The following is a 17,909-nucleotide window of genomic DNA, read 5'->3' on the forward strand; positions in this document are numbered from 1 at the left end:
CCAATTACTGTGTCCCATTTTTACCGCTGGCAGGTCATGGAACCCCACTCTTTATCGTTGTGGTCGCGCATGGAAGCGCTGAACGACATTCCGTCTGCGGAGAATACAAATTTTGCTCCCGCAATATTTGCCTCGCCTGTGGACCACCTGACAAAGTAGCTGTTGTTGATATAGGTGCTGCCGGTTTCATCATTTGAGCAGACAATTTTATAGTAAGAGCCGTCACCAAAATCCTTTTCAAAGGTGACCACGGTGGTCACATCAATTTCTTTTCCTGTTTCCGCAACGTACAAGACACCTGTATAGGTTCCAGAATAGTCCACCTTTTCTGCGACTGCTTTTATGGTGAAGTTTTTTTCGGTATTCTTGAAGGGCTTTAATTTCGTGCTGGCAGCCACATTGCCCTTCTCCCAATCGTCTTTGGTTTCAAAGAACTCCAGTTTCATGGGGAAGCCTGCTGTTTCGTGCGCAAGCAATGTGAATTTTATCTGTCCGCTTGCCTTATCGTCTAATTGGATTGTCCACGCCTCTGCGGTGGTTTTGTCGGACAGGGGCGCCAGCTTGACATAGCAGTTTGCCCATTTCGGCTCCTTGTCCTTGACCGCCTCCTCAGCAATTGTAATGGTATAGACGGTGTTCAGACGATCCATGAGGGACTTATAGTTCTCTTCCCGCTGCGTAAGCACATCAAAGTACATCTTACGGCTCAGCGAGCGGAACACAACTTCAAGGTAATCATAAAGCTCCGCCTTATAGTTACTTGATATTTTTTCTTGATCTGCCTTGGACGGCCACGGGTATTTGGACATCTTGGCATTTTTATCATAAGCATCTACCCACGACTCCCAGTCGCTTGCGGCGACATTCCAGTACTCGTTTACATAGCTGTCGATCTCGGATTTCATTTTATCAATAGCTGCCTGGGGATTGGATTTGTTATCTGTGTATATTTTTTCAAAGATCGTATACCAATCTGTAGCTTTGCGCTTATTTTCTGCCCTTTTGTAATAGGCTTCGTACATATCCTTGGTGCTTTCGTACTTTGTGGCGATGGCAAAGGTCATCACATCGGTCAGCGCAACGTCGATTACGCCCACACTCACATACGCCACCTGAAAGGACTTGAGCAGATAATCTCCGGAGCCTGCCAAATTCAAACAGAGATTGAGCATGGTTTTCATTCCGCCGACGGCAGTTTCCTTGCTGGTCATGCCGTTCTGGTATGCATCGAATGCGAACTGTGCGCAGGAGGTTGTTACGCCTAAAGCCGTCAACGCATCGCCAAAGGAATCGGTGATCAGCTCGTTATAGGCACCGCCAAGGGATAGGAGCGTGGGGACATTTGTTGCGGCGAACATGGGCAGCGAGTTGTTTGCATTGAGAAATTCCGCCGCAATATCCTCCTGCCACGATGCGCCCTGCTCGGCGTATTTTTTCAGTAGCCGCTCCGCCTTCGCTGTAGAGATATAAGCGGCGTAGGCCTTGAGATCGGAAATATATTCGCTGCGCTTTCCTTCGTCTTTAATCGTAAACACGCTGTAGGTGGAGAGATGGTCGGTGAGGATATGCACCTTGTTGGTTTCTGTGTCCACGGTATAAAGGACATCCTCCCATTGCTTTGTTTCTTCGTTTAGATACTTGCCGCAGACCGACAGAATTTCCTCGTCGGCACTAAGCCCCCAGTCGTCATAGGGTATCGTAAGCTCGACAACTCCCTCGAGTTGACCAGAGGAAAGCTTGAAATCGTAGGCATAGATGTCAACATCGCTGTCGCCGGGAGTGGGCGTTACCTTTTGTATGATTAGCTCTTCACCTGCCTCCAACAGGCAGCCGAAGTCCATTACTGCGCCGTCCGCCGAGGTGACGGCTGTCTGGTTTTCCTCCACCGTAAAGGTTTCGGATTTCTGTGTGCCGGGAGTCTTAGCCTGATTACCAGAGCCGCAGCCTGACAGCCCCGCCGTCAAAGACAGCAGCATGGTGATTACCAGTAGGAAGGATAGTATTTTTCGTTTCATAACGATATCTCCTTTTGCGCGCTTAGGCTATTGGAAGCTTAAATTTAACGGTATCGTACATGACGTTATATTTCATGATGATTTCTTTTTCGTCCGGTTTTAATTGGAACACCATCCAGCCGCTATTCGTTTCACCGGGGTCGATCGCCTCCTCAAAATACATTCCTTCGGTTTCAAAATTCCATACATCTCTGTTGCGCGACTCGTCCGATAGCTCGGCGTCGTACTCTCCGTCTCGAACGATGCAGAGCAGCGGATCCTTTGCAAACTGTATTTCATCAGAGATATTTTTTACAGTGGCATAAACTTTGACATAGACGGACTCCTCCGCATATTTCTGGAGAATGCTCAAATCGTCAATAATTTCAATCTTGTCGATTGTAATCTCAATGCCGTCGACCGCTGCCGCATCGCCGATACCGTAATACTTGATTTCATCCGCTTCCGCTTCACTGGAAGGGGCACTTCCCGATTCAGCAGGGGCGGGACTTACTGAAGAAGTCTCACCGCCTCCACCTCCACCGCAGGCGGTGAGCGACAATACTAATGTCAGTGACAACATAATAATCAATGCTTTTTTCATAAGAAAACCTCCGTATTTATCATTTTATTTCTGACTATCTATCATTCCTTTGTGTAGGTAAAAACATCAGTGTCATTGGGCATTTTGTCCGCTGTCCCAACTATCAACTTTCGCCCGTACTCTTGTTTCATGCCATATCTTCTGTGTGATTTCCATGACGCTTTGCCTGTCGGTCAGACCGTGCAGTAACTCAACACGCAACATTTTGCCATCGTCCCCAAAGGACAGGCAGATATGCTCTTTGTCGATTTGTACCTCTCGCAGCCGGACACCGTACACGCCCTCGCAGCCCCACTGGTAGACACGATTCCCAAGTAGCAGTCCGAAGGTGGACACGATGGTTTCCTCTGCCTGTGTTTGCTTCGGTCGTGTTTCGGAAGTGACAACGCACGAAGGCACGGTCAGAATCCGACTGTCGTAGATAACCATCGCTGCATTAAGCAACCGACTTTGCCGATACAGCAGGAGCAGTACCACAGCGGTCACGCTACCGCAGACAATGACCATTGCAGGCTTTTGTATCACGATGAACTGCACGGTCAAAAGTATGGCAGTCACAGAAATCACTACATAGATGTTTCGCCTGTCTTTTATCGCTTTCACCCTTGGATTCACCTCCTTGTGATACCATAATCATAGAGATAGTGGGGGAAAAAGTCCCCCGCCAAAAGTATAATTTAACGCAAAAAACCACCTATACTTTAGTATAGGTGGCCTTGAAAACCGCTTATTTACAGGCTTTTGGACTATTCCTTAATTTGAGCCTTGAGTAAGGTGCTGATGAGTTCTGCCCGGCTGCTCACACCGTACTTGGAGAGAATATTTCCTACATGATACTTGACTGTACTCTCACCAACACACATGGTGGCAGCAATTTCCTTGTTCGTTTTTCCATCAAGGATCAGTGTAAGCACTTCGTTTTCTCGTTCTGTCAAAGGGTCAATCAGTTTTAGCTGACAAACGACCGCCGACTGCTGGTTCTCAGTCATGTTTGCATAGGCAGAGAGGTAGACGTGGCTTTTCAGCAGCAGGGTGAGCTGCCTGTTCAACGGCGGCAGAATAACGAGTGTAATGCATACTACCGTTAGTGCAATCACGGCTACCTCCGCTTCGGGAAGTTGTATGGAGGTTATCATGACTCCCAGCACATCGCCGCAGAGTACGCCTAACACGTTGGCAGAAAGACCGATGCCAAACATTTTGGAGGGGTTCTCGGAATAATCCAGTGTTTCTCCTATGATGCTCCACCAGAATAAATCGAAAATACCGCAGGCGCCCAGCATCAGCGTGTCAACAATCAGATAGTCCACTGCGCCTCTTGAAAGAAGCATAAAGGTGATAAAGGCAGCGACAATCATACCCATGCCTATATAGAGGAACTGCGAACGCTGTGCTTTATTCTTGGGCGAGAGGTTTCGCATAAAAGCAAGAGCAACAATGTACGGCGCAGCCCAATACCAGCTCACAAGACCGGTCAAATGTTCAAACGCCGGATTGATGACCTGATACATCAGTCCCGAAGTTACAGTAATAACAGCAACGAACAGAAACAGCACCAGCATGGGCTTTTTAATATCACCGAGAGATTTTTGATCTGCTGTCGGTGCTGCTGTTGTGATTGTAACATCACCAACAGGGAGCATTGTGGTAAATACCCCGCCGAGGATCAGGCACAGCATAGAAAGAAGCAGTCCAATAACGTGTGATAGGTTGACGGCAATCACGTTAATTGCAATCATAATGATGTTGGAGAAAATCAGTACATCAGCACAGGATTTTATCCGTTCGTCCTTGGGCGTGAACTTTTTGAGGAAAAATCCCCACGCTGCCACGGCACAACCACCGGCATAGCCTGCCACCACTAGACCCACAAGCCAGAGAGTGGAAGGGGCAAAGAAAAACGGAACTGTCGCAATTAGGCAGATTACCATTCCGATTACCATGGTTGATTTTGCTTTGTTCGGCATTTTGATAAAGAAACCGCAGGAAAATAGTCCAACAAAATGAGCAACAATGGCTGCAAGTATGAATGTACTTGTCTGTGTACCAAAGGCATCTATCGTACTGTAAAGCACCTGTCCCTCAAACACGAAAGAGAGAAGGTAGGCAAAGAGGAATGAAAACGCAGCCACGGACATCACTCTATGATTTCTGATATTTTTCACTTTGGCACCCCCTGTTCATCGGAGGATCCGCCACTTCTGACCCACTCATCAACCTCGGCAGTTTTGAATCGCCACAGCTTGCCAACCTTTGATGCAGGCATACCACGCTGTTCAATCCAGCGCATAATTGTGTGTCGTTTTACACCGAGGTAATCGCAAACCTCCTGCAAGGAAATCCATCTATCTTGATTTATTTCTTCTGACATAATCACACCTCACTCTTTTTCTTGATTATATCATACTTTTTACCTCCAAACAATGTTTTATGTCGTTTTGAGTATTATTGTGTTCTATTATATGCTCTTTTTCTGTGATAAGTATTTTTAAATTGATACCTTCTGGGTGGTTCATTATGACTGCACCCTCCGTCCACGGATAAGCAAAAGTATCCCCTGGGCGGAAAGGATATGTTTTGCAAAATTATCACCTGATAAAATATCTGTTAGAGCTGTGACTGCCGTTCTCACGGTATCTGCTCTCCTTGGTCAAAGAGCCGCAGCGAATTAAATCCGCTATGGCTCTTTTCACTGTGCTGACTGACAGAGAGGTGTCCTTTGCAATGGTTTTGACGGCTGGCCAACATTCACCGTCTGCATTTCTGCGGTCTTTTAGGTACATATAGACAATCTTTGCCCTTGGCGGCAAATCCTGCTGATATAGATTTCCAAACAAACTCATATTGCATCATCTCCTATGGGCGAAGCTTTGTTTTTGGCTGCTGCTCTGTCAGCTCCTGTGACGGACCAGGAGCGTGCTTCATACCACCGTAGGACTCTAGTTCCTCTTGGGGCGGTGTCTTGTCGGCAGATTTTTTATTGCCATATCCATTCAGAATATTTTCCGCCAGCTCGTCCTTATCGGCATAATACACCTTTCGATGAGAGCGTTCCTCTGTTTCATAGATTTTGTCAAAGGTGATGCCCCAGTCAAGGAACAGCTTCAACCTAGTCTGCATGGGATGGGTTCCTGTTTTCATTACCACAAAATTGCCTTTCTTCAGTGATTTCAATTCGTCAGCTGTAAGCAATGGTCGCTCCATCATCTGTAAAGACTGTGACGGATCGTTCTTTCCGCGGCTGATGCTGCCACTCAAAACGGTGCGTGCTCCGAGTGCTTTTGATAGGGTTTCAGCGGTTTCGGAGTTGGGAGCAAAGCCACCAAAGATGGTTAACTGACAGTTATCGGTTATGATTTCACTGCCTTCCTTGCCATAATTTTTATCAAGTTGTGCAAAGGATTGGATAATCGGCACTACGGATATTCTTCGGGAACGACCTGCGGAGAGCATCATCTCAAAGCTGTCTATTTTCGGAATTGTGCCAATCTCATCGGCATAGATGACCACTCGGTTGGGGAGCTTACCGCTGTTTTCATCAGCTACGGCAAGCATTTCACGATAGAATTGCTGGAGGAATAACGACACCATAAAATATTTCGTATTGTCCTCCTCGGGGAGTATGAGGAAGATTGCAGACTTCTCTTTACAGAATGTTTCGGCATCAATGGCAGTGTGGAAACACAAAATCTGCTCCATCTCGGTGTCGAGGAACGCATTGAGCCTTGATAGCACTGTGGACAGCACCGATGCCATAGCTGCCTCACTTGAGTTTAACGCTGCACCGGCGAACCATTTGGCTTTGTGTGTAGAGGGTAGCATCTCCATCAGCACTTGGAATTGGCTTTTACCTTTCACTTTTGATGGTTCTGTTAAATCCTGCACCATCTTAAATACCGATACGATATGTCGTTTGTCCACCATTTGTCCGTCAATTTCAGTAGTCGGCAAAAATTCTGCAAGTAGCAAAATCACAGCTGAGAGTAAACCCTCAGCTGAGTCATAGAAAAATGCATTTTGCCCCATGGAGGAGTTATCTCCATCGCTACAAATAATTGTCTTTGCAATAATTTTAGCGTACTTTTCTGCCTTTGCTTTTGCCATCAGATTTTCTTTGTCTGCACGATACATGTCCATATATTTATTAACGAGATGCAGAAGGTTGTTACCGTCACTCTTGGTGGGGTTACGCAAGTCAATGACGGCTATGTTGTAGCCATAATTATCTTTTGCAATTGCTCCGTAGTTTCTTGCTAAATCTCCTTTGGTGTCGGTTGTAATGAAGCTCATACCACTGGCACAGGCATATTCTAAGTTTGGGTACAAGAAGAATGCCGTTTTACCAACACCGGCGGCGCCGATCATAAGGCAATGAACGTCTCCGGTATCAACTAAACCTGTAACAGCTTCGTTACCACTCAGCGAACCAACCACCAAGCCTTGCTCGGTAGGAAGATTTCTGCCCTCTCGCCAATGCTTCACATCATACGGAACTTGGAGGTAAGTTTTCTTAATTTCTTTTTTGGTGAGAAATCTTGCCACACCATGCTGTCCGTCACCAACAGTTTTGGATTTAATTCCATTGAGGGTATAGAAGTGGGCAAGCATGGAAAGACCACCAATGACAAGAAACATTATCAGTCCCACACCCAACAATGTTACAACAGGTGCATTAAACAATGATTTTAATTCATTTAAATATGTCATAAGACTTATCCTTTCTTTTCTGGATTTTGAATATACCCAAGAACATTTCTGCCCTTGGGTATATTTTGCTATGCCATTTTCATTTCACAGCACAGTACTTGCTCCTTGCTTTTTTCTACCAAATCCTCATTGAAATCCTTTAGTGTAGGCACAAGTCTTGTGACTGTTATACCTCTTTCAGATAGTAGCTTTTGAAATTTATCACAAGCCTTTTGTCCGGCATCATCATTGTCGAGGCAGAGGACAACGGTTTTTAGATTCTCATTCAAATCAAGCTGTTTCATCATCGCCTGCTCCGACAGACCGCATAGTGCCACATAGCTGTGTTGCTGCCAATCGCTGTTTTTATAAATGCTGATAAAAGACATCAGATCAATGGGTGCCTCAAAAACATAGATCCTATCACTGACACTGCCACGGTGAAAACTGTAGCAGGGGTTACTGCCCTCAATATTACCCTTGTAGCTTTTTCCCTCGGAATAAATTCCACGCTTGTGGGCGTGCTTGGCTATGCCGTTTTCATCATATCCAACAAAAATTGCATTGTGATATTCCTGCTTGCCGTCCTGAGATTTTTCCAAACTTTCATAGATGAGCTTTTCCTTTGCAAAAAAACGAAGCACCTCGCTGTCTAAGCTGCGGTGCTTCAATAAGTAGGCAAATGTTCGGCGCATATCCTGATTCTGCGGTGGCAACTCAAAGGGCTTTTGCACAATTTCTTTTGGCTCGGCCTTGTGATATGCTACACCGTAGCTGCCGCCCAAAAGCATAGTCACCGCATCGGGAAATGCCAGACCATAGAATTTTTTTACAAAATCAATGGCATAACCACCCTGGTCGGTGGCATGGTCGTACCACTCGTTGCCTCGGATGGTGATACTGCGATCTGAGGCAAGCCGTTTTTCTCTGCCGGAGGGAAGCAGATTTTCACCCTGCTGCAATAGGAAATGTACGAGGTCAACCTCATTTGCCTGTCTTTTTTCTTCCTCTGTAAAATGAATGTACTTTGCCATAGGTGCCTCCTTAACTGTTTTTGCCTACTTTACGATGAAAGGCTACCCGTTTGATTGGGTAGCCTTTGGCGTTCTGCGGAATATTTAATTTGCCGACACAAGATTTCTTGTGGGTGTTATTTTGCTTTTTCTTCATAGGGAGTAGCTCCTTTTCTAATAATTCATCTTCTGTTCAAGGTCATCTCGTTTATGACCCTGTGCCATTTTCTTTTCGCGCAGTTTTTTCATTCGCTTGCTGTCAATCTGTAAGCCTGTCATGGATTTTTGCGGTGGATGGTTATTTTCAAAAATTCGGCTCATGTGGTGCATCAGCCTTGATACCGCAAAGGAAACAGATGGTTCTTTCCATTTGTCCATATTGTCGAGGAAAAACTGTGCGTATTCGTTGCCTTGTGCTGCCGACAGCATAAACCACCTGATGGCGATTTCTTTATCCCTTGGCACTGCGTTTCCTATGAGGTATAGCTTGCCGAGAATGTATTGGGAATACTGATTGTCTTGCTCTGCGGATAATGTAAAATAGGCAACTGCTTTTTCGGCGTTCTTGGGTAGCTGCTCACCTGCAAGATATAACTTGCCGAGCTGGTACTGAGCAAATTGATTATTCCTTTCTGAAGCTTTGGTAAGCCAAGCCACTGCTCTGCGAATATCCATACAGCTTTCCTCTGTAAGATAAATTTTGCCGAGGGAGTAAGCCGCCCATTCGTTATCCTGCTCTGCCGATAGCGTGAACAGCTCCACTGCCTGTGAAATGTCCTGCCCGATATATTTCCCCTCGTAATACAGCTTTGCCAACGCATACTCTGCAAAGGGATTTCCGCTGTCGGAGGCTGTCTGCAAATATTTTACGGCTTGTTTTACTTCTTCTGCAGCAGGAGCTTCCTCGGACAGTATGATTTTTGCCAAGGCGTAGCAGGCAAAGGTGTTGCCCAGCTTTGCCGATTTCTGAAAGTATTCTTTTGCTTTGGGAATATCCTGCTTGGTGCCGATGCCATTTTTCAGCATCCAGCCAAGACGGTATTGGATTTTATCATCGTGACTTTGCTTTTCCAAACCTACAAAACCGATATAGGCTTTTTCAAAATATAGGGTGCTTTGCTCCACATCTTTCTCTGTACCAACGCCATCACGGAACATTTTTGCCACTTCAAAATCAGCATAAGGGAAGCCTTGCTCCTTATTTGTGCATACCTTTTGGTGCAGTGCAATAGGGATTTGTGCGCATAGATTTTTTGTTTGTGCCATTTTCTGTTCCTCCTGTTCATCATGATTTTGCAAGCAAAGCATACCCTAAAGCACAAGGAATAGCTATACCCAATACCAACAAGAAAGGAAGTTAATTTGTAACATCGGTTGCTTTGACTACATACCCAAAATAGTCCAGAGTATCCTTGCAAAAGGACGGTGATATTTTCTATACTTTAAAAACAAACCCTGCTGATTTACTTTCAACAGGGTAGTCTCTTTAATAATGCAATTATTTCCTTGTGTTCAATGCTATCTATTCCACACACTCATCATGATGCTGATGTTCATGGCAAATGGAGCCAGTAGATTTAAGAGTTCCTTGCAGGTACGCTTCTACGGCAGTTTTCGCATCTCCTGAAGTTCCTACAACAACTTCAACGTTTCTTTCATTAAAAATCTCAACCGCACCTCCGCCCATGCCTCCGCTGATGATGACATTTACACCACGATCGGCAAGGAAATTGGGTAAAAAGCCAGGCTTGTGTCCGGGGTTGGCAATGGTTTCGCTTTTGACAATTTGACTTTTTTCGGCATCAAAAATCATAAACCCTTCGCAATGTCCAAAGTGCTCAGTCACCATTCCATTTTCACTTGCTACAGCAATTTTCATCATTTTAGTTTTCCTCCATTTTTTCTAATATTTTTGCAACCGGCTCAAGCCAATTGCCATCGAAAAGCTCTATCATACCTCTGTCACATGCAGCTGAAATTTTCGGGTCAATAGGTAGTTTAGCAAGAACCTTTAAATTATGCTTATCAGCAATTTCTTCAATGTGGCTTTCGCCAAATATCTGATAATTCTTGCCATTGTCAGGACATTTAAAATAGGACATGTTTTCCACCAGACCGATAATAGGGATATTCATCATCTCAGCCATCTTGACAGCCTTTGACACAATCATGGATACCAGCTCCTGCGGAGATGTCACAACGATAATTCCATCAACAGCAATGGATTGAAATACCGTAAGGGGAACATCACCAGTACCTGGAGGCATGTCGATGAACATAAAATCCACATCGTTCCAGATAACATCTGTCCAGAACTGCTTTACTGTACCAGCAATAATCGGCCCTCTCCAGACAACTGGATCAGTATCATTTTCTAATAATAAATTGACAGACATTATATCAATACCGGTCTTGGTTTTAACAGGAAATAGGCCAAGATCACTGCCTTTGGCTTTTTCTTTGATACCAAAGGCTTTAGGGATAGAAGGCCCAGTAATGTCTGCATCCAGAATAGCGGTATGATAACCCATTCTGTTCATAGTAACCGCAAGCATAGAGGTAACAAGCGACTTGCCAACACCACCTTTGCCGCTGACAACACCGATTACCTTTTTCACGCTGCTCATCTCATGCAGCTTCTCAGAGAAATCCGTTTTTTCTTCTTTTCTTTCTGCACAGTCCTCCGAGCAGCTGCTGCAGCTTTGATTGCAATTTTCGCTCATAATATTGCTCCTTTATTTTAGATTGTTATTTCACTACCTGCTGACAGATAATCAATTCTATCACCCATAGTAGCCTTCAGCCTTTTATAAGGCTCGATGCCCGTGCAATGACAGGTGTAGAACTTTGCTTTTGTGCCCATTAGGTATTTGCCAATTCTATCTATAGTGTCTGCGTCCTCATTTCCGCCAGAACGGCTGGAAAGATGAAATCCACCTATCACATAGTTAGGCATTCGTCCTTTAAACGAGTAAAAATGCTCGAGTATATTAACAATACCATTATGAGCGCACCCTGTTATTAACAGGGTCTTTCCGTCTTCCTCTATCACGAGATTCTGTTCATGGGCAAAGGTGTCGTCTACCGTTTGTCCTTTATACTCCGTGAGCAATCCATTATTCGATTTTGGGCGTGACTCTCTTTGAACAATATTTGAGAATACCTGGATTCCATCGGTGATAAAGAATCGGTCTGACGTGAGTACAATTTGTTTGTTTTCTTTCAGATTTTCATTAAGACCGATATAATCAAATTTATTATTTGGACGAATAGCATAGTATTTCTCAAATGCCAAGCGGTGTAGAAACACCTCAGCTTTCGAGTTTTCTGTCAAAAATGTATTCAGTCCACCACCATGGTCGTAATGTCCATGCGAAATTACCAGAAAATCAACATCAGCAATATTTACATCAAGCTTTTTAGCATTTTGAAGAAACAACTCACTTGAGCCCACATCAAACAAGATTTTGTGTTTCTTTGTTTCTATATAAAGGCTAAGGCCATGCTCATTGCAGAAGTCTTTTGATATTGATGTGTTTTCCACTAAAGTTTTAATAAGCATGCCTTTTAGCCACCACTTTTTTCAAAAAGTAGATTCATTGTCTTGCGATAAACCTCTTTAACCGCCGTCCCCGATGTGCAGTCTATGTCTACTATGGTTTGGCTATTATTAATGGCTTTAACTGCGTTTGAGTCAAAGGGTATACTGCCGATATAAGGAAGACCTTGTTTATTACAAAACTCTTCAATCTTCTCTGTGTTTACAATATTGGCATCATATTTGTTTATACATACTGCTGTCTTGGTTCCGAATTTCGCCGCTGTTGTTATAATGCGCTCCATATCGCTGATACCTGATATGGAAGGTTCTGCGACTATTAAAACCATATCCACGCCACTAAGTGATGCAATGACAGGACAGCCTATTCCGGGAGATCCATCAATAATGGCCAGCCCAGTATCAACTGCTGCCGACTTCATTTGTTTTTTTACCTCAGTGACAAGCATTCCAGAGGTACCACTGCCCATTTTAAGCTGTGCCGTTGAAAACACTTTTTCCCTATCAGAATACAGCATCAGCTCTCCGGCCACTGCCGGTACCAAAGTTATCGCTTCCGCAGGACAAACATATGCGCAAACGCCGCAGCCTTCACATGCAAAAGGATCTACCTTATAGTGCGACTCTGCTTTGATCGCGTCAAATCGGCAGTTTTGCCTGCACTGATCGCATTGGGTACATAACTCTGAATTTATTTCTGCTTTTGGCAACCCGTAATAGTCTGTCTTTTTCGGTTCAACATTCCATCCGGTAATGAGGTGCAAGTTAGGTGCATCTACATCACAATCGGCATATGACTTGGCATCAGCAAGCTTTATAAACGCACTTGCTATGGTTGTCTTTCCGGTGCCGCCTTTTCCACTAAGGATTAGTAGTTGTTTCATGCTGCACCTCCTTTGTCACCGTATCAAGCAGGGTAGAAAACAGTTCGCGATATTTTTGATTTTTATTTATAGCGATCTCTGCATTCGAATTCAATGTTCCCAATTCGTTATCAAATGGAATCCTACCTAAAATCTTAATATTCTTTTCTGAGCAGAACCTCTCCGCCGGGTTTTCTTCTTCCAAACATTTGTTAAGGACAACCCCGAAAGGCCTATTAAATAACTTGACCAGCTCATATACCATGTTGAGGTTGTGAACACCAAACAATGTGGGTTCAGCTACTAATACACAATAATCTGCATCTTTAATGCTTTCCATTACGATACAGGCGCTTCCGGGAGGGCAGTCAATAAAAGTCAGCTGATCTGCCTGAGAATTCTCTTCAGCAAGCAACTTTTGTATGATAGGAATGCCAGAAGCCTCACCGGTGTTCAATATTCCTGTCCATACCGTCATCTCACCGGAAATTCCTTTTTGAACTTTTCCGATTACTTTTTCTTTCTCTGATAGTGCCTTTTCAGGGCAAACCAAGATGCAGCCGCCGCAAGAGTGGCATACATCGTCAAAGACGATTAAATTATTTTTAATATAGGCAAGGGCATTGAATTTGCAGAAATCAACACATTTGCGGCAGCCATTACACAGTTCATGATTCACATTTGGAACTTTCACTGATATTTCTTCCTCTTGAACTCCTTTAGGCTTAAGAAACAAATGCCCATTTGGCTCTTCAACATCACAATCAATATATGTTGATGTTTTCGCTACTGCAGCTAAGTTCACCGATACCAGCGTTTTTCCTGTGCCGCCCTTGCCACTTAGGACAGCGATTTTCATATTAATTACCTCCGTGTCCATGAAATCCGGCATGAAAATCGCTTAGTAAATTAACTTGTTCGCTTGTATATGCGTCAATGTTTTCCTGTGCTGTTCCGAGTATTGATTTATATACCAATACCTCTGCATTGCGTAGAACTTTTTCAGCGTTTTCACCGCAACGTGGAGTCAGCAATGCTTTAACTCCATGATCTGCAATTACCTGTGCTGCTCTAATTCCGGCTCCACCCTGGCTGGCAACAGCGGTATTATCAAGGTAATAGCTTTCCTTTTTCACTGTGTCATAGAAAAGGAAATATGGGGCACGCCCAAAAGATATACATACATTAGATTTTAAACTTTTTTCATCTACTGGAATTGCTATTTTCATAAAAATTCTCCATTCTATTTTTGATTAGATAATTATTAATTGAATTACGTAGTGCGCTCACACCTAAATTTGAACAGTGGAGCTTTTTTTCAGGAAGACCGTCTAATGCCCTAACAATATCCTCTTCTGTGATGTTCAACGCTTCCTCTAAAGTTTTACCCTTTGCTAATACCGATGTCATGCTGGACGTTGCAATTGAAGCACAACACCCAAATACAAGATAGCTGATTTTCTCTATGCGGCTATCTTTCACCTTTAAATAAAAGGTCAGATAATCCCCACAGGCAGGATCTCCGTAGCTTCCTTCGGCATCTGCATCGGGCATACTATGAACATTTTGGGGGCACATAAAATGTTCCATTACTTTTTCCGAATATATAATCAATCACCTTAATCCTCATCATCTGTAAAACATCGACCACGCCTATGCCTATGGCATCCGCGACCACAACCGTTACCCAATCCATCACAAAGCTGGTATTCACCACCCTCAATTGAGAGTACCTTTCCATTAACTAACGATTCAGCCACCTTTTTTCTGGCCTCAATATAAATACCTTGAACAGTACTGCGAGCCACATTCATTTGCTTGGCGCATTCTTCCTGTGTAAAGCCTTCCAGATCAATAAGCCTTATGGTTTCATACTCGTCAACGGTCATAATTACATAGTTTTCTACATCCGCAGGTGAATCAAGAGGCCCAAATCTATTGCTCTCGGGTAAACAGCAAACTTTTCTCCACTTCATAGGTCTTGCCATAACTTATCACCTCCATCCTAATCAGAAATAACCAGAGCGTCCTCCGGTTACCTCTGATTCCCGTTATAGGTTCTCTAATTGCTTATCAATAACTGTCAGTCGATATTGCAACATGGTTTTCTGTTCTTGGAGTAGCTCTTTTTGTGTTTTTGAGGATGTCTGATTAACCGCAAAACCTCTACCGAAACCGCGTCTACAAGCAAGTCCAAGACCCAATCCCATTCCAAGACCAGCTCCATACTTTACTGCATTAGCACCTGTGCAAAGTCCTAAACCTCTTCCAGTCATTGATCCAGCACCCATCGGACCGGTTCCATCCCTTCTTGGCATGTTATTCACCTCCTTATAGTTTCTGACATATGCCATCTATTCTTATTATACATCGTTTGTGGCATATGTCAATAACTTTTTGAAATAATTAAAAAGCTGCCAATCTATAGTTTTGATTAATATTTTTGCGAGTTGGTGGCAAAAATACAAGCTAAATCCTTAGCTATTTTGAAGGTTCTAATAATAAAGATTATGCGTGGTGTCACTACACCAACAGTGTTGTAGCTCTTGAACTTTATAGACCCAATATAGTCCAGTCAATCCTCAAGTAAAGACGGTAAAAGCCGCCTGAAAATTTCAGACGGCTTTTGTCACTTTAATTTTGTTTTGAGTAGAACTTTTAATAGTTCTCTTTTCTAACTTCAAAATAGCTTTGTGCATATTTGCAGACAGGGCAAACCTCAGGTGCCTTTGTACCCATAACCAAGTGTCCGCAGATACGGCATTCCCACATGGTCTGCTCACCCTTTTCAAATACCTGCTGCATCTCCACATTTTTAAGCAGAGCACGGTAACGCTCCTCGTGGGCTTTCTCAATTGCGCCAACCTTGCGAAAACGCTCTGCTAAATCGTGGAAGCCTTCCGCATCGGCATCCTTTGCCATACGGTCGTACATATCTGTCCACTCATAGTTTTCGCCCTCGGCAGCAGCAAGAAGATTCTGTGCGGTCTTGCCCAGATGTCCAAGCTCCTCAAACCAAATGCGTGCGTGCTCCTGCTCATTGCGTGCAGTTTTTAAGAAAAGCTCAGAAAGCTGATCGTAACCCTCACGCTGTGCAATACTTGCAAAATAAGTATACTTATTACGAGCCTGACTTTCACCTGCAAAGGCTTCAGCAAGGTTTTTCTCTGTTTTTGTGCCTGCATATGGGTTTTCTGCTGCGACAGTTTCTTCCTCAACCTTTACAAATACAGAAGCGGGCTGCTTACAGCGTGGGCACTTGAAATATTCTGGCAACGGACCCTCATGAATATATCCGCATACGTTACAACGCCATTTTTCCATTTCTTTATCCTCCATATTATTTGTCTTTTTTTCATTGTTCGGTATTTTGTCAAGCAACTTACGGACAGCCTCACTTGGAAAGTCATCGAAAGGAGGGTTGTCCAGCAAGGACTGCAACAATGTATGTGTGTTTTCGCTTTGAGGCAGCATAAAGCCTGATTCACGGAGCAAATCTTCGCTCATTAAGCGGTTAGCTTTTGCAATAGCTTCCGCCAACTGACGAAGCACGGTATTATCTGTATTCTCTGCAATTTGCAAGGCAGCCTTTTCTTGAATGGCTTTGCTTTCAGCAAGCTCGGTTAGTGTATTTGCCACGCTGTTTTTCTTGGGTTGCTGAGGAGGATACTCCACAGGCACCATAGAAATTGCCCCTGAAGGGCAGGCATTGGCACATACGCCACAGCCAATGCATTTATTCACGTCAATAATACTGTTTTCTGTATCAGTAGCTCCTGTGGGACATACATAAAGGCAAAGACAGTCCTTTGTGCAAAGGCGAATATTTCTTACTGCAATCTTTTTCATAATGGGTTACCTCCTTTCCACTTTCACAATTTTCCAGCTGGGAACCTTGCACACCGGGCAAAGTGCCGGAGCCACGTCACCTACATAAATAAAACCACAGGTTTCACATACATAAACATTGGTATTAACAAGGAATTCGTCACCATCTTTTTCATAGCGGCTTAGAATAGAGTTTAAAATGCGAGATACCTTTTCGCTCCAAGCCAAGGCACGAAGAGCGCCTCTGTCGGCATTTGCACCGGCAGCTGCATTTGCCTTGATAAAGCCCTCATTCAAGTCCTTTTGTACAAGTTCATACAGTGCTTGGTGGCTATCATGCTCTGTAGCAGGTGTTTTTGATTTAAAATAATCGGACAGCTGTGTAAAAAGTGCAGACTCCTCTGCAAGATACTGTTTTTCACAGCCCCTTGCTAAATTGGAGCACAGTGAGGACAATTCACCGACAGAGAGCTTTCGCAACTCATCGCTTTCCTCGACCTCTGCGGCTTTTGACACAGCTGCCGAAGTTGCTGTCTGCTCCTTAAAGTCTGATTTTGCCGCACCGCAAAGGGGACAGACCCAGTCCTCGGGTAAATCTTCCCACTTGGTTCCGGGTGCAATTCCGGCGATGGGAATGCCAGCTGCTTCATCATAGACATAGCCGCAAATCATGCACACATATTTTTTCATTGCCTCAACCTCCTGTTTTTTTATTTATATGGTATCAGCTTGCAACAATTTGTTCTGTGACACTGTCACTCAACTGATAACAATTACTGATTTAATTTACTTGTAAAGCTATTTTAAGTTATTTTTGTGCTTACAGCCCTGTTTGCGAGGGCAGCTGCACCTGCATTTATCTGCATTTCCATCACAGAGAACAAAATTTCCCCCTTGAATATGAAGCTGCTTTGTGTTGACAAGGCACTGTGCCAGCTTCAATCGGGCACTGTTATAGACTGTCTGTGCAGTCGTTCTGGCAATATTCATTTGCTCGGCACACTGCTCCTGCGTCATTCCCTCCAAATCAATCAAGCGAATGCTTTCAAACTCATCTATTGTCATTTTAATGCTTGGACGGTCGGCAGCTATATCATCTTGAGGTCCAAAGCGTTCGCAGCCGGGCATTGCGCAAATGCGTCGCTGTTTACATGGTCTTGCCACTGAAATCACCTCTTTGGTTAATGGCATATGCCTTTTATTGCTCTTATTATACATTATTCTACAAAATAATCAATAGGTTTAAGAGCAAATATAGCAAGATTGCTACACTTTTGGATGTATGTGCATTCTGCGGAGCCCAGCGGACTCTGATGCGTTTCAGAGCGGACGCTATGCGGATCATAACGGACGCCCCAAAAC

At 44.0% G+C, this 17,909-nt stretch carries 22 protein-coding genes; all 22 read right to left on the reverse strand.

What is annotated here, in order from left to right:
* Positions 1–20: 20 nt before the first annotated feature.
* The 22 genes from GKG41_RS21830 to GKG41_RS21930 all read right to left on the reverse strand — a co-directional run bounded on the left by GKG41_RS21830 (position 21) and on the right by GKG41_RS21930 (position 17,711).
* The gene (locus GKG41_RS21830) at positions 21–2,015 is read right to left on the reverse strand and encodes a hypothetical protein (RefSeq protein ID WP_154262386.1); all 1,995 of its coding nucleotides are present in this window, start codon (positions 2,013–2,015) and stop codon (positions 21–23) included.
* Between the two features lie 22 nt (positions 2,016–2,037).
* Positions 2,038–2,598, reverse strand: coding sequence for a DUF4352 domain-containing protein (locus GKG41_RS21835; protein WP_154262390.1), 561 nt, complete (start codon positions 2,596–2,598; stop codon positions 2,038–2,040).
* A gap of 72 nt (positions 2,599–2,670) precedes the next feature.
* Entirely contained in the window at positions 2,671–3,201 is a 531-nt protein-coding gene (locus GKG41_RS21840) for a hypothetical protein (protein WP_154262394.1), read from the reverse strand.
* Between the two features lie 143 nt (positions 3,202–3,344).
* Positions 3,345–4,736, reverse strand: coding sequence for a LuxR C-terminal-related transcriptional regulator (locus GKG41_RS21845; RefSeq protein ID WP_154262457.1), 1,392 nt, complete (start codon positions 4,734–4,736; stop codon positions 3,345–3,347).
* Positions 4,737–4,759: 23 nt separating this feature from the next.
* Entirely contained in the window at positions 4,760–4,969 is a 210-nt protein-coding gene (locus GKG41_RS21850; protein WP_154262397.1) for a helix-turn-helix domain-containing protein, read from the reverse strand.
* Positions 4,970–5,186: 217 nt separating this feature from the next.
* Positions 5,187–5,441 (reverse strand): helix-turn-helix domain-containing protein, encoded by a 255-nt coding sequence (locus tag GKG41_RS21855; protein ID WP_154262401.1) that lies wholly within the window; start codon positions 5,439–5,441, stop codon positions 5,187–5,189.
* Between the two features lie 13 nt (positions 5,442–5,454).
* Positions 5,455–7,233, reverse strand: coding sequence for a VirD4-like conjugal transfer protein, CD1115 family (locus tag GKG41_RS21860; RefSeq protein WP_226903875.1), 1,779 nt, complete (start codon positions 7,231–7,233; stop codon positions 5,455–5,457).
* Positions 7,234–7,373: 140 nt separating this feature from the next.
* Positions 7,374–8,318, reverse strand: coding sequence for a DUF3991 and toprim domain-containing protein (locus tag GKG41_RS21865; protein ID WP_154262416.1), 945 nt, complete (start codon positions 8,316–8,318; stop codon positions 7,374–7,376).
* Between the two features lie 10 nt (positions 8,319–8,328).
* Complete coding sequence (locus GKG41_RS23810; RefSeq protein WP_264296102.1) at positions 8,329–8,454, reverse strand: hypothetical protein; 126 nt, start codon at positions 8,452–8,454, stop codon at positions 8,329–8,331.
* A 17-nt stretch (positions 8,455–8,471) separates the two neighbouring features.
* Complete coding sequence (locus GKG41_RS21870) at positions 8,472–9,563, reverse strand: tetratricopeptide repeat protein (protein WP_173015685.1); 1,092 nt, start codon at positions 9,561–9,563, stop codon at positions 8,472–8,474.
* A 256-nt stretch (positions 9,564–9,819) separates the two neighbouring features.
* Complete coding sequence (locus GKG41_RS21875; RefSeq protein WP_154262424.1) at positions 9,820–10,179, reverse strand: NifB/NifX family molybdenum-iron cluster-binding protein; 360 nt, start codon at positions 10,177–10,179, stop codon at positions 9,820–9,822.
* A gap of 1 nt (position 10,180) precedes the next feature.
* A complete protein-coding gene (locus tag GKG41_RS21880) occupies positions 10,181–11,020 on the reverse strand; it encodes an Mrp/NBP35 family ATP-binding protein (protein ID WP_154262427.1) in 840 nt (279 codons plus the stop codon).
* 17 nt (positions 11,021–11,037) lie between these two features.
* Complete coding sequence (locus GKG41_RS21885) at positions 11,038–11,859, reverse strand: MBL fold metallo-hydrolase (RefSeq protein ID WP_154262431.1); 822 nt, start codon at positions 11,857–11,859, stop codon at positions 11,038–11,040.
* A gap of 5 nt (positions 11,860–11,864) precedes the next feature.
* Positions 11,865–12,740, reverse strand: coding sequence for an ATP-binding protein (locus GKG41_RS21890; protein ID WP_154262434.1), 876 nt, complete (start codon positions 12,738–12,740; stop codon positions 11,865–11,867).
* Positions 12,718–13,578 carry an ATP-binding protein gene (locus tag GKG41_RS21895; RefSeq protein WP_154262437.1) on the reverse strand — a complete coding sequence of 287 codons (861 nt, stop codon included), beginning with the start codon at positions 13,576–13,578 and terminating at the stop codon, positions 12,718–12,720. Before GKG41_RS21895 ends, GKG41_RS21890 begins: the two co-directional genes overlap by 23 nt.
* Before the next feature lies 1 nt (position 13,579).
* The gene (locus tag GKG41_RS21900) at positions 13,580–13,948 is read right to left on the reverse strand and encodes a NifB/NifX family molybdenum-iron cluster-binding protein (RefSeq protein ID WP_154262440.1); all 369 of its coding nucleotides are present in this window, start codon (positions 13,946–13,948) and stop codon (positions 13,580–13,582) included.
* Positions 13,923–14,327, reverse strand: a complete 405-nt coding sequence (locus GKG41_RS21905; RefSeq protein ID WP_319018842.1) for an iron-sulfur cluster assembly scaffold protein — start codon at positions 14,325–14,327, stop codon at positions 13,923–13,925. Before GKG41_RS21905 ends, GKG41_RS21900 begins: the two co-directional genes overlap by 26 nt.
* 11 nt (positions 14,328–14,338) lie before the next feature.
* The gene (locus tag GKG41_RS21910) at positions 14,339–14,707 is read right to left on the reverse strand and encodes a DUF134 domain-containing protein (RefSeq protein ID WP_154262445.1); all 369 of its coding nucleotides are present in this window, start codon (positions 14,705–14,707) and stop codon (positions 14,339–14,341) included.
* Positions 14,708–14,770: 63 nt separating this feature from the next.
* Positions 14,771–15,037 (reverse strand): DUF5320 domain-containing protein, encoded by a 267-nt coding sequence (locus tag GKG41_RS21915; protein ID WP_154262447.1) that lies wholly within the window; start codon positions 15,035–15,037, stop codon positions 14,771–14,773.
* A 340-nt stretch (positions 15,038–15,377) separates the two neighbouring features.
* Complete coding sequence (gene rbr, locus GKG41_RS21920; RefSeq protein ID WP_154262449.1) at positions 15,378–16,568, reverse strand: rubrerythrin; 1,191 nt, start codon at positions 16,566–16,568, stop codon at positions 15,378–15,380.
* A gap of 6 nt (positions 16,569–16,574) precedes the next feature.
* Positions 16,575–17,237, reverse strand: coding sequence for a rubredoxin (locus tag GKG41_RS21925; protein ID WP_154262452.1), 663 nt, complete (start codon positions 17,235–17,237; stop codon positions 16,575–16,577).
* A 108-nt stretch (positions 17,238–17,345) separates the two neighbouring features.
* Entirely contained in the window at positions 17,346–17,711 is a 366-nt protein-coding gene (locus GKG41_RS21930; RefSeq protein ID WP_226903835.1) for a DUF134 domain-containing protein, read from the reverse strand.
* Positions 17,712–17,909 lie beyond the last annotated feature (198 nt).

The sequence above is a fragment of the Lactonifactor sp. BIOML-A5 genome (genome assembly GCF_009677585.1).
Lineage (GTDB): Bacteria > Bacillota > Clostridia > Lachnospirales > Lachnospiraceae > Lactonifactor.

Excerpts from the sequence above, each read along its gene's own strand:
- GKG41_RS21875 (WP_154262424.1), bottom strand. The coding sequence starts at position 10,179 with ATGATGAAAATTGCTGTAGCAAGTGAAAATGGAATGGTGACTGAGCAC.
- GKG41_RS21850 (WP_154262397.1), bottom strand. The coding sequence starts at position 4,969 with ATGTCAGAAGAAATAAATCAAGATAGATGGATTTCCTTGCAGGAGGTT.
- GKG41_RS21855 (WP_154262401.1), bottom strand. The coding sequence starts at position 5,441 with ATGAGTTTGTTTGGAAATCTATATCAGCAGGATTTGCCGCCAAGGGCA.
- GKG41_RS21860 (WP_226903875.1), bottom strand. The coding sequence starts at position 7,233 with ATGTTTCTTGTCATTGGTGGTCTTTCCATGCTTGCCCACTTCTATACC.
- GKG41_RS21925 (WP_154262452.1), bottom strand. The coding sequence starts at position 17,237 with ATGAAAAAATATGTGTGCATGATTTGCGGCTATGTCTATGATGAAGCA.
- GKG41_RS21870 (WP_173015685.1), bottom strand. The coding sequence starts at position 9,563 with ATGGCACAAACAAAAAATCTATGCGCACAAATCCCTATTGCACTGCAC.
- GKG41_RS21895 (WP_154262437.1), bottom strand. The coding sequence starts at position 13,578 with ATGAAAATCGCTGTCCTAAGTGGCAAGGGCGGCACAGGAAAAACGCTG.
- GKG41_RS21880 (WP_154262427.1), bottom strand. The coding sequence starts at position 11,020 with ATGAGCGAAAATTGCAATCAAAGCTGCAGCAGCTGCTCGGAGGACTGT.
- GKG41_RS21900 (WP_154262440.1), bottom strand. The coding sequence starts at position 13,948 with ATGAAAATAGCAATTCCAGTAGATGAAAAAAGTTTAAAATCTAATGTA.
- GKG41_RS21910 (WP_154262445.1), bottom strand. The coding sequence starts at position 14,707 with ATGGCAAGACCTATGAAGTGGAGAAAAGTTTGCTGTTTACCCGAGAGC.
- GKG41_RS21915 (WP_154262447.1), bottom strand. The coding sequence starts at position 15,037 with ATGCCAAGAAGGGATGGAACCGGTCCGATGGGTGCTGGATCAATGACT.
- GKG41_RS21845 (WP_154262457.1), bottom strand. The coding sequence starts at position 4,736 with ATGTCCGTGGCTGCGTTTTCATTCCTCTTTGCCTACCTTCTCTCTTTC.
- rbr (WP_154262449.1), bottom strand. The coding sequence starts at position 16,568 with ATGAAAAAGATTGCAGTAAGAAATATTCGCCTTTGCACAAAGGACTGT.
- GKG41_RS21885 (WP_154262431.1), bottom strand. The coding sequence starts at position 11,859 with ATGCTTATTAAAACTTTAGTGGAAAACACATCAATATCAAAAGACTTC.
- GKG41_RS21835 (WP_154262390.1), bottom strand. The coding sequence starts at position 2,598 with ATGAAAAAAGCATTGATTATTATGTTGTCACTGACATTAGTATTGTCG.
- GKG41_RS23810 (WP_264296102.1), bottom strand. The coding sequence starts at position 8,454 with ATGAAGAAAAAGCAAAATAACACCCACAAGAAATCTTGTGTCGGCAAA.
- GKG41_RS21830 (WP_154262386.1), bottom strand. The coding sequence starts at position 2,015 with ATGAAACGAAAAATACTATCCTTCCTACTGGTAATCACCATGCTGCTG.
- GKG41_RS21865 (WP_154262416.1), bottom strand. The coding sequence starts at position 8,318 with ATGGCAAAGTACATTCATTTTACAGAGGAAGAAAAAAGACAGGCAAAT.
- GKG41_RS21890 (WP_154262434.1), bottom strand. The coding sequence starts at position 12,740 with ATGAAACAACTACTAATCCTTAGTGGAAAAGGCGGCACCGGAAAGACA.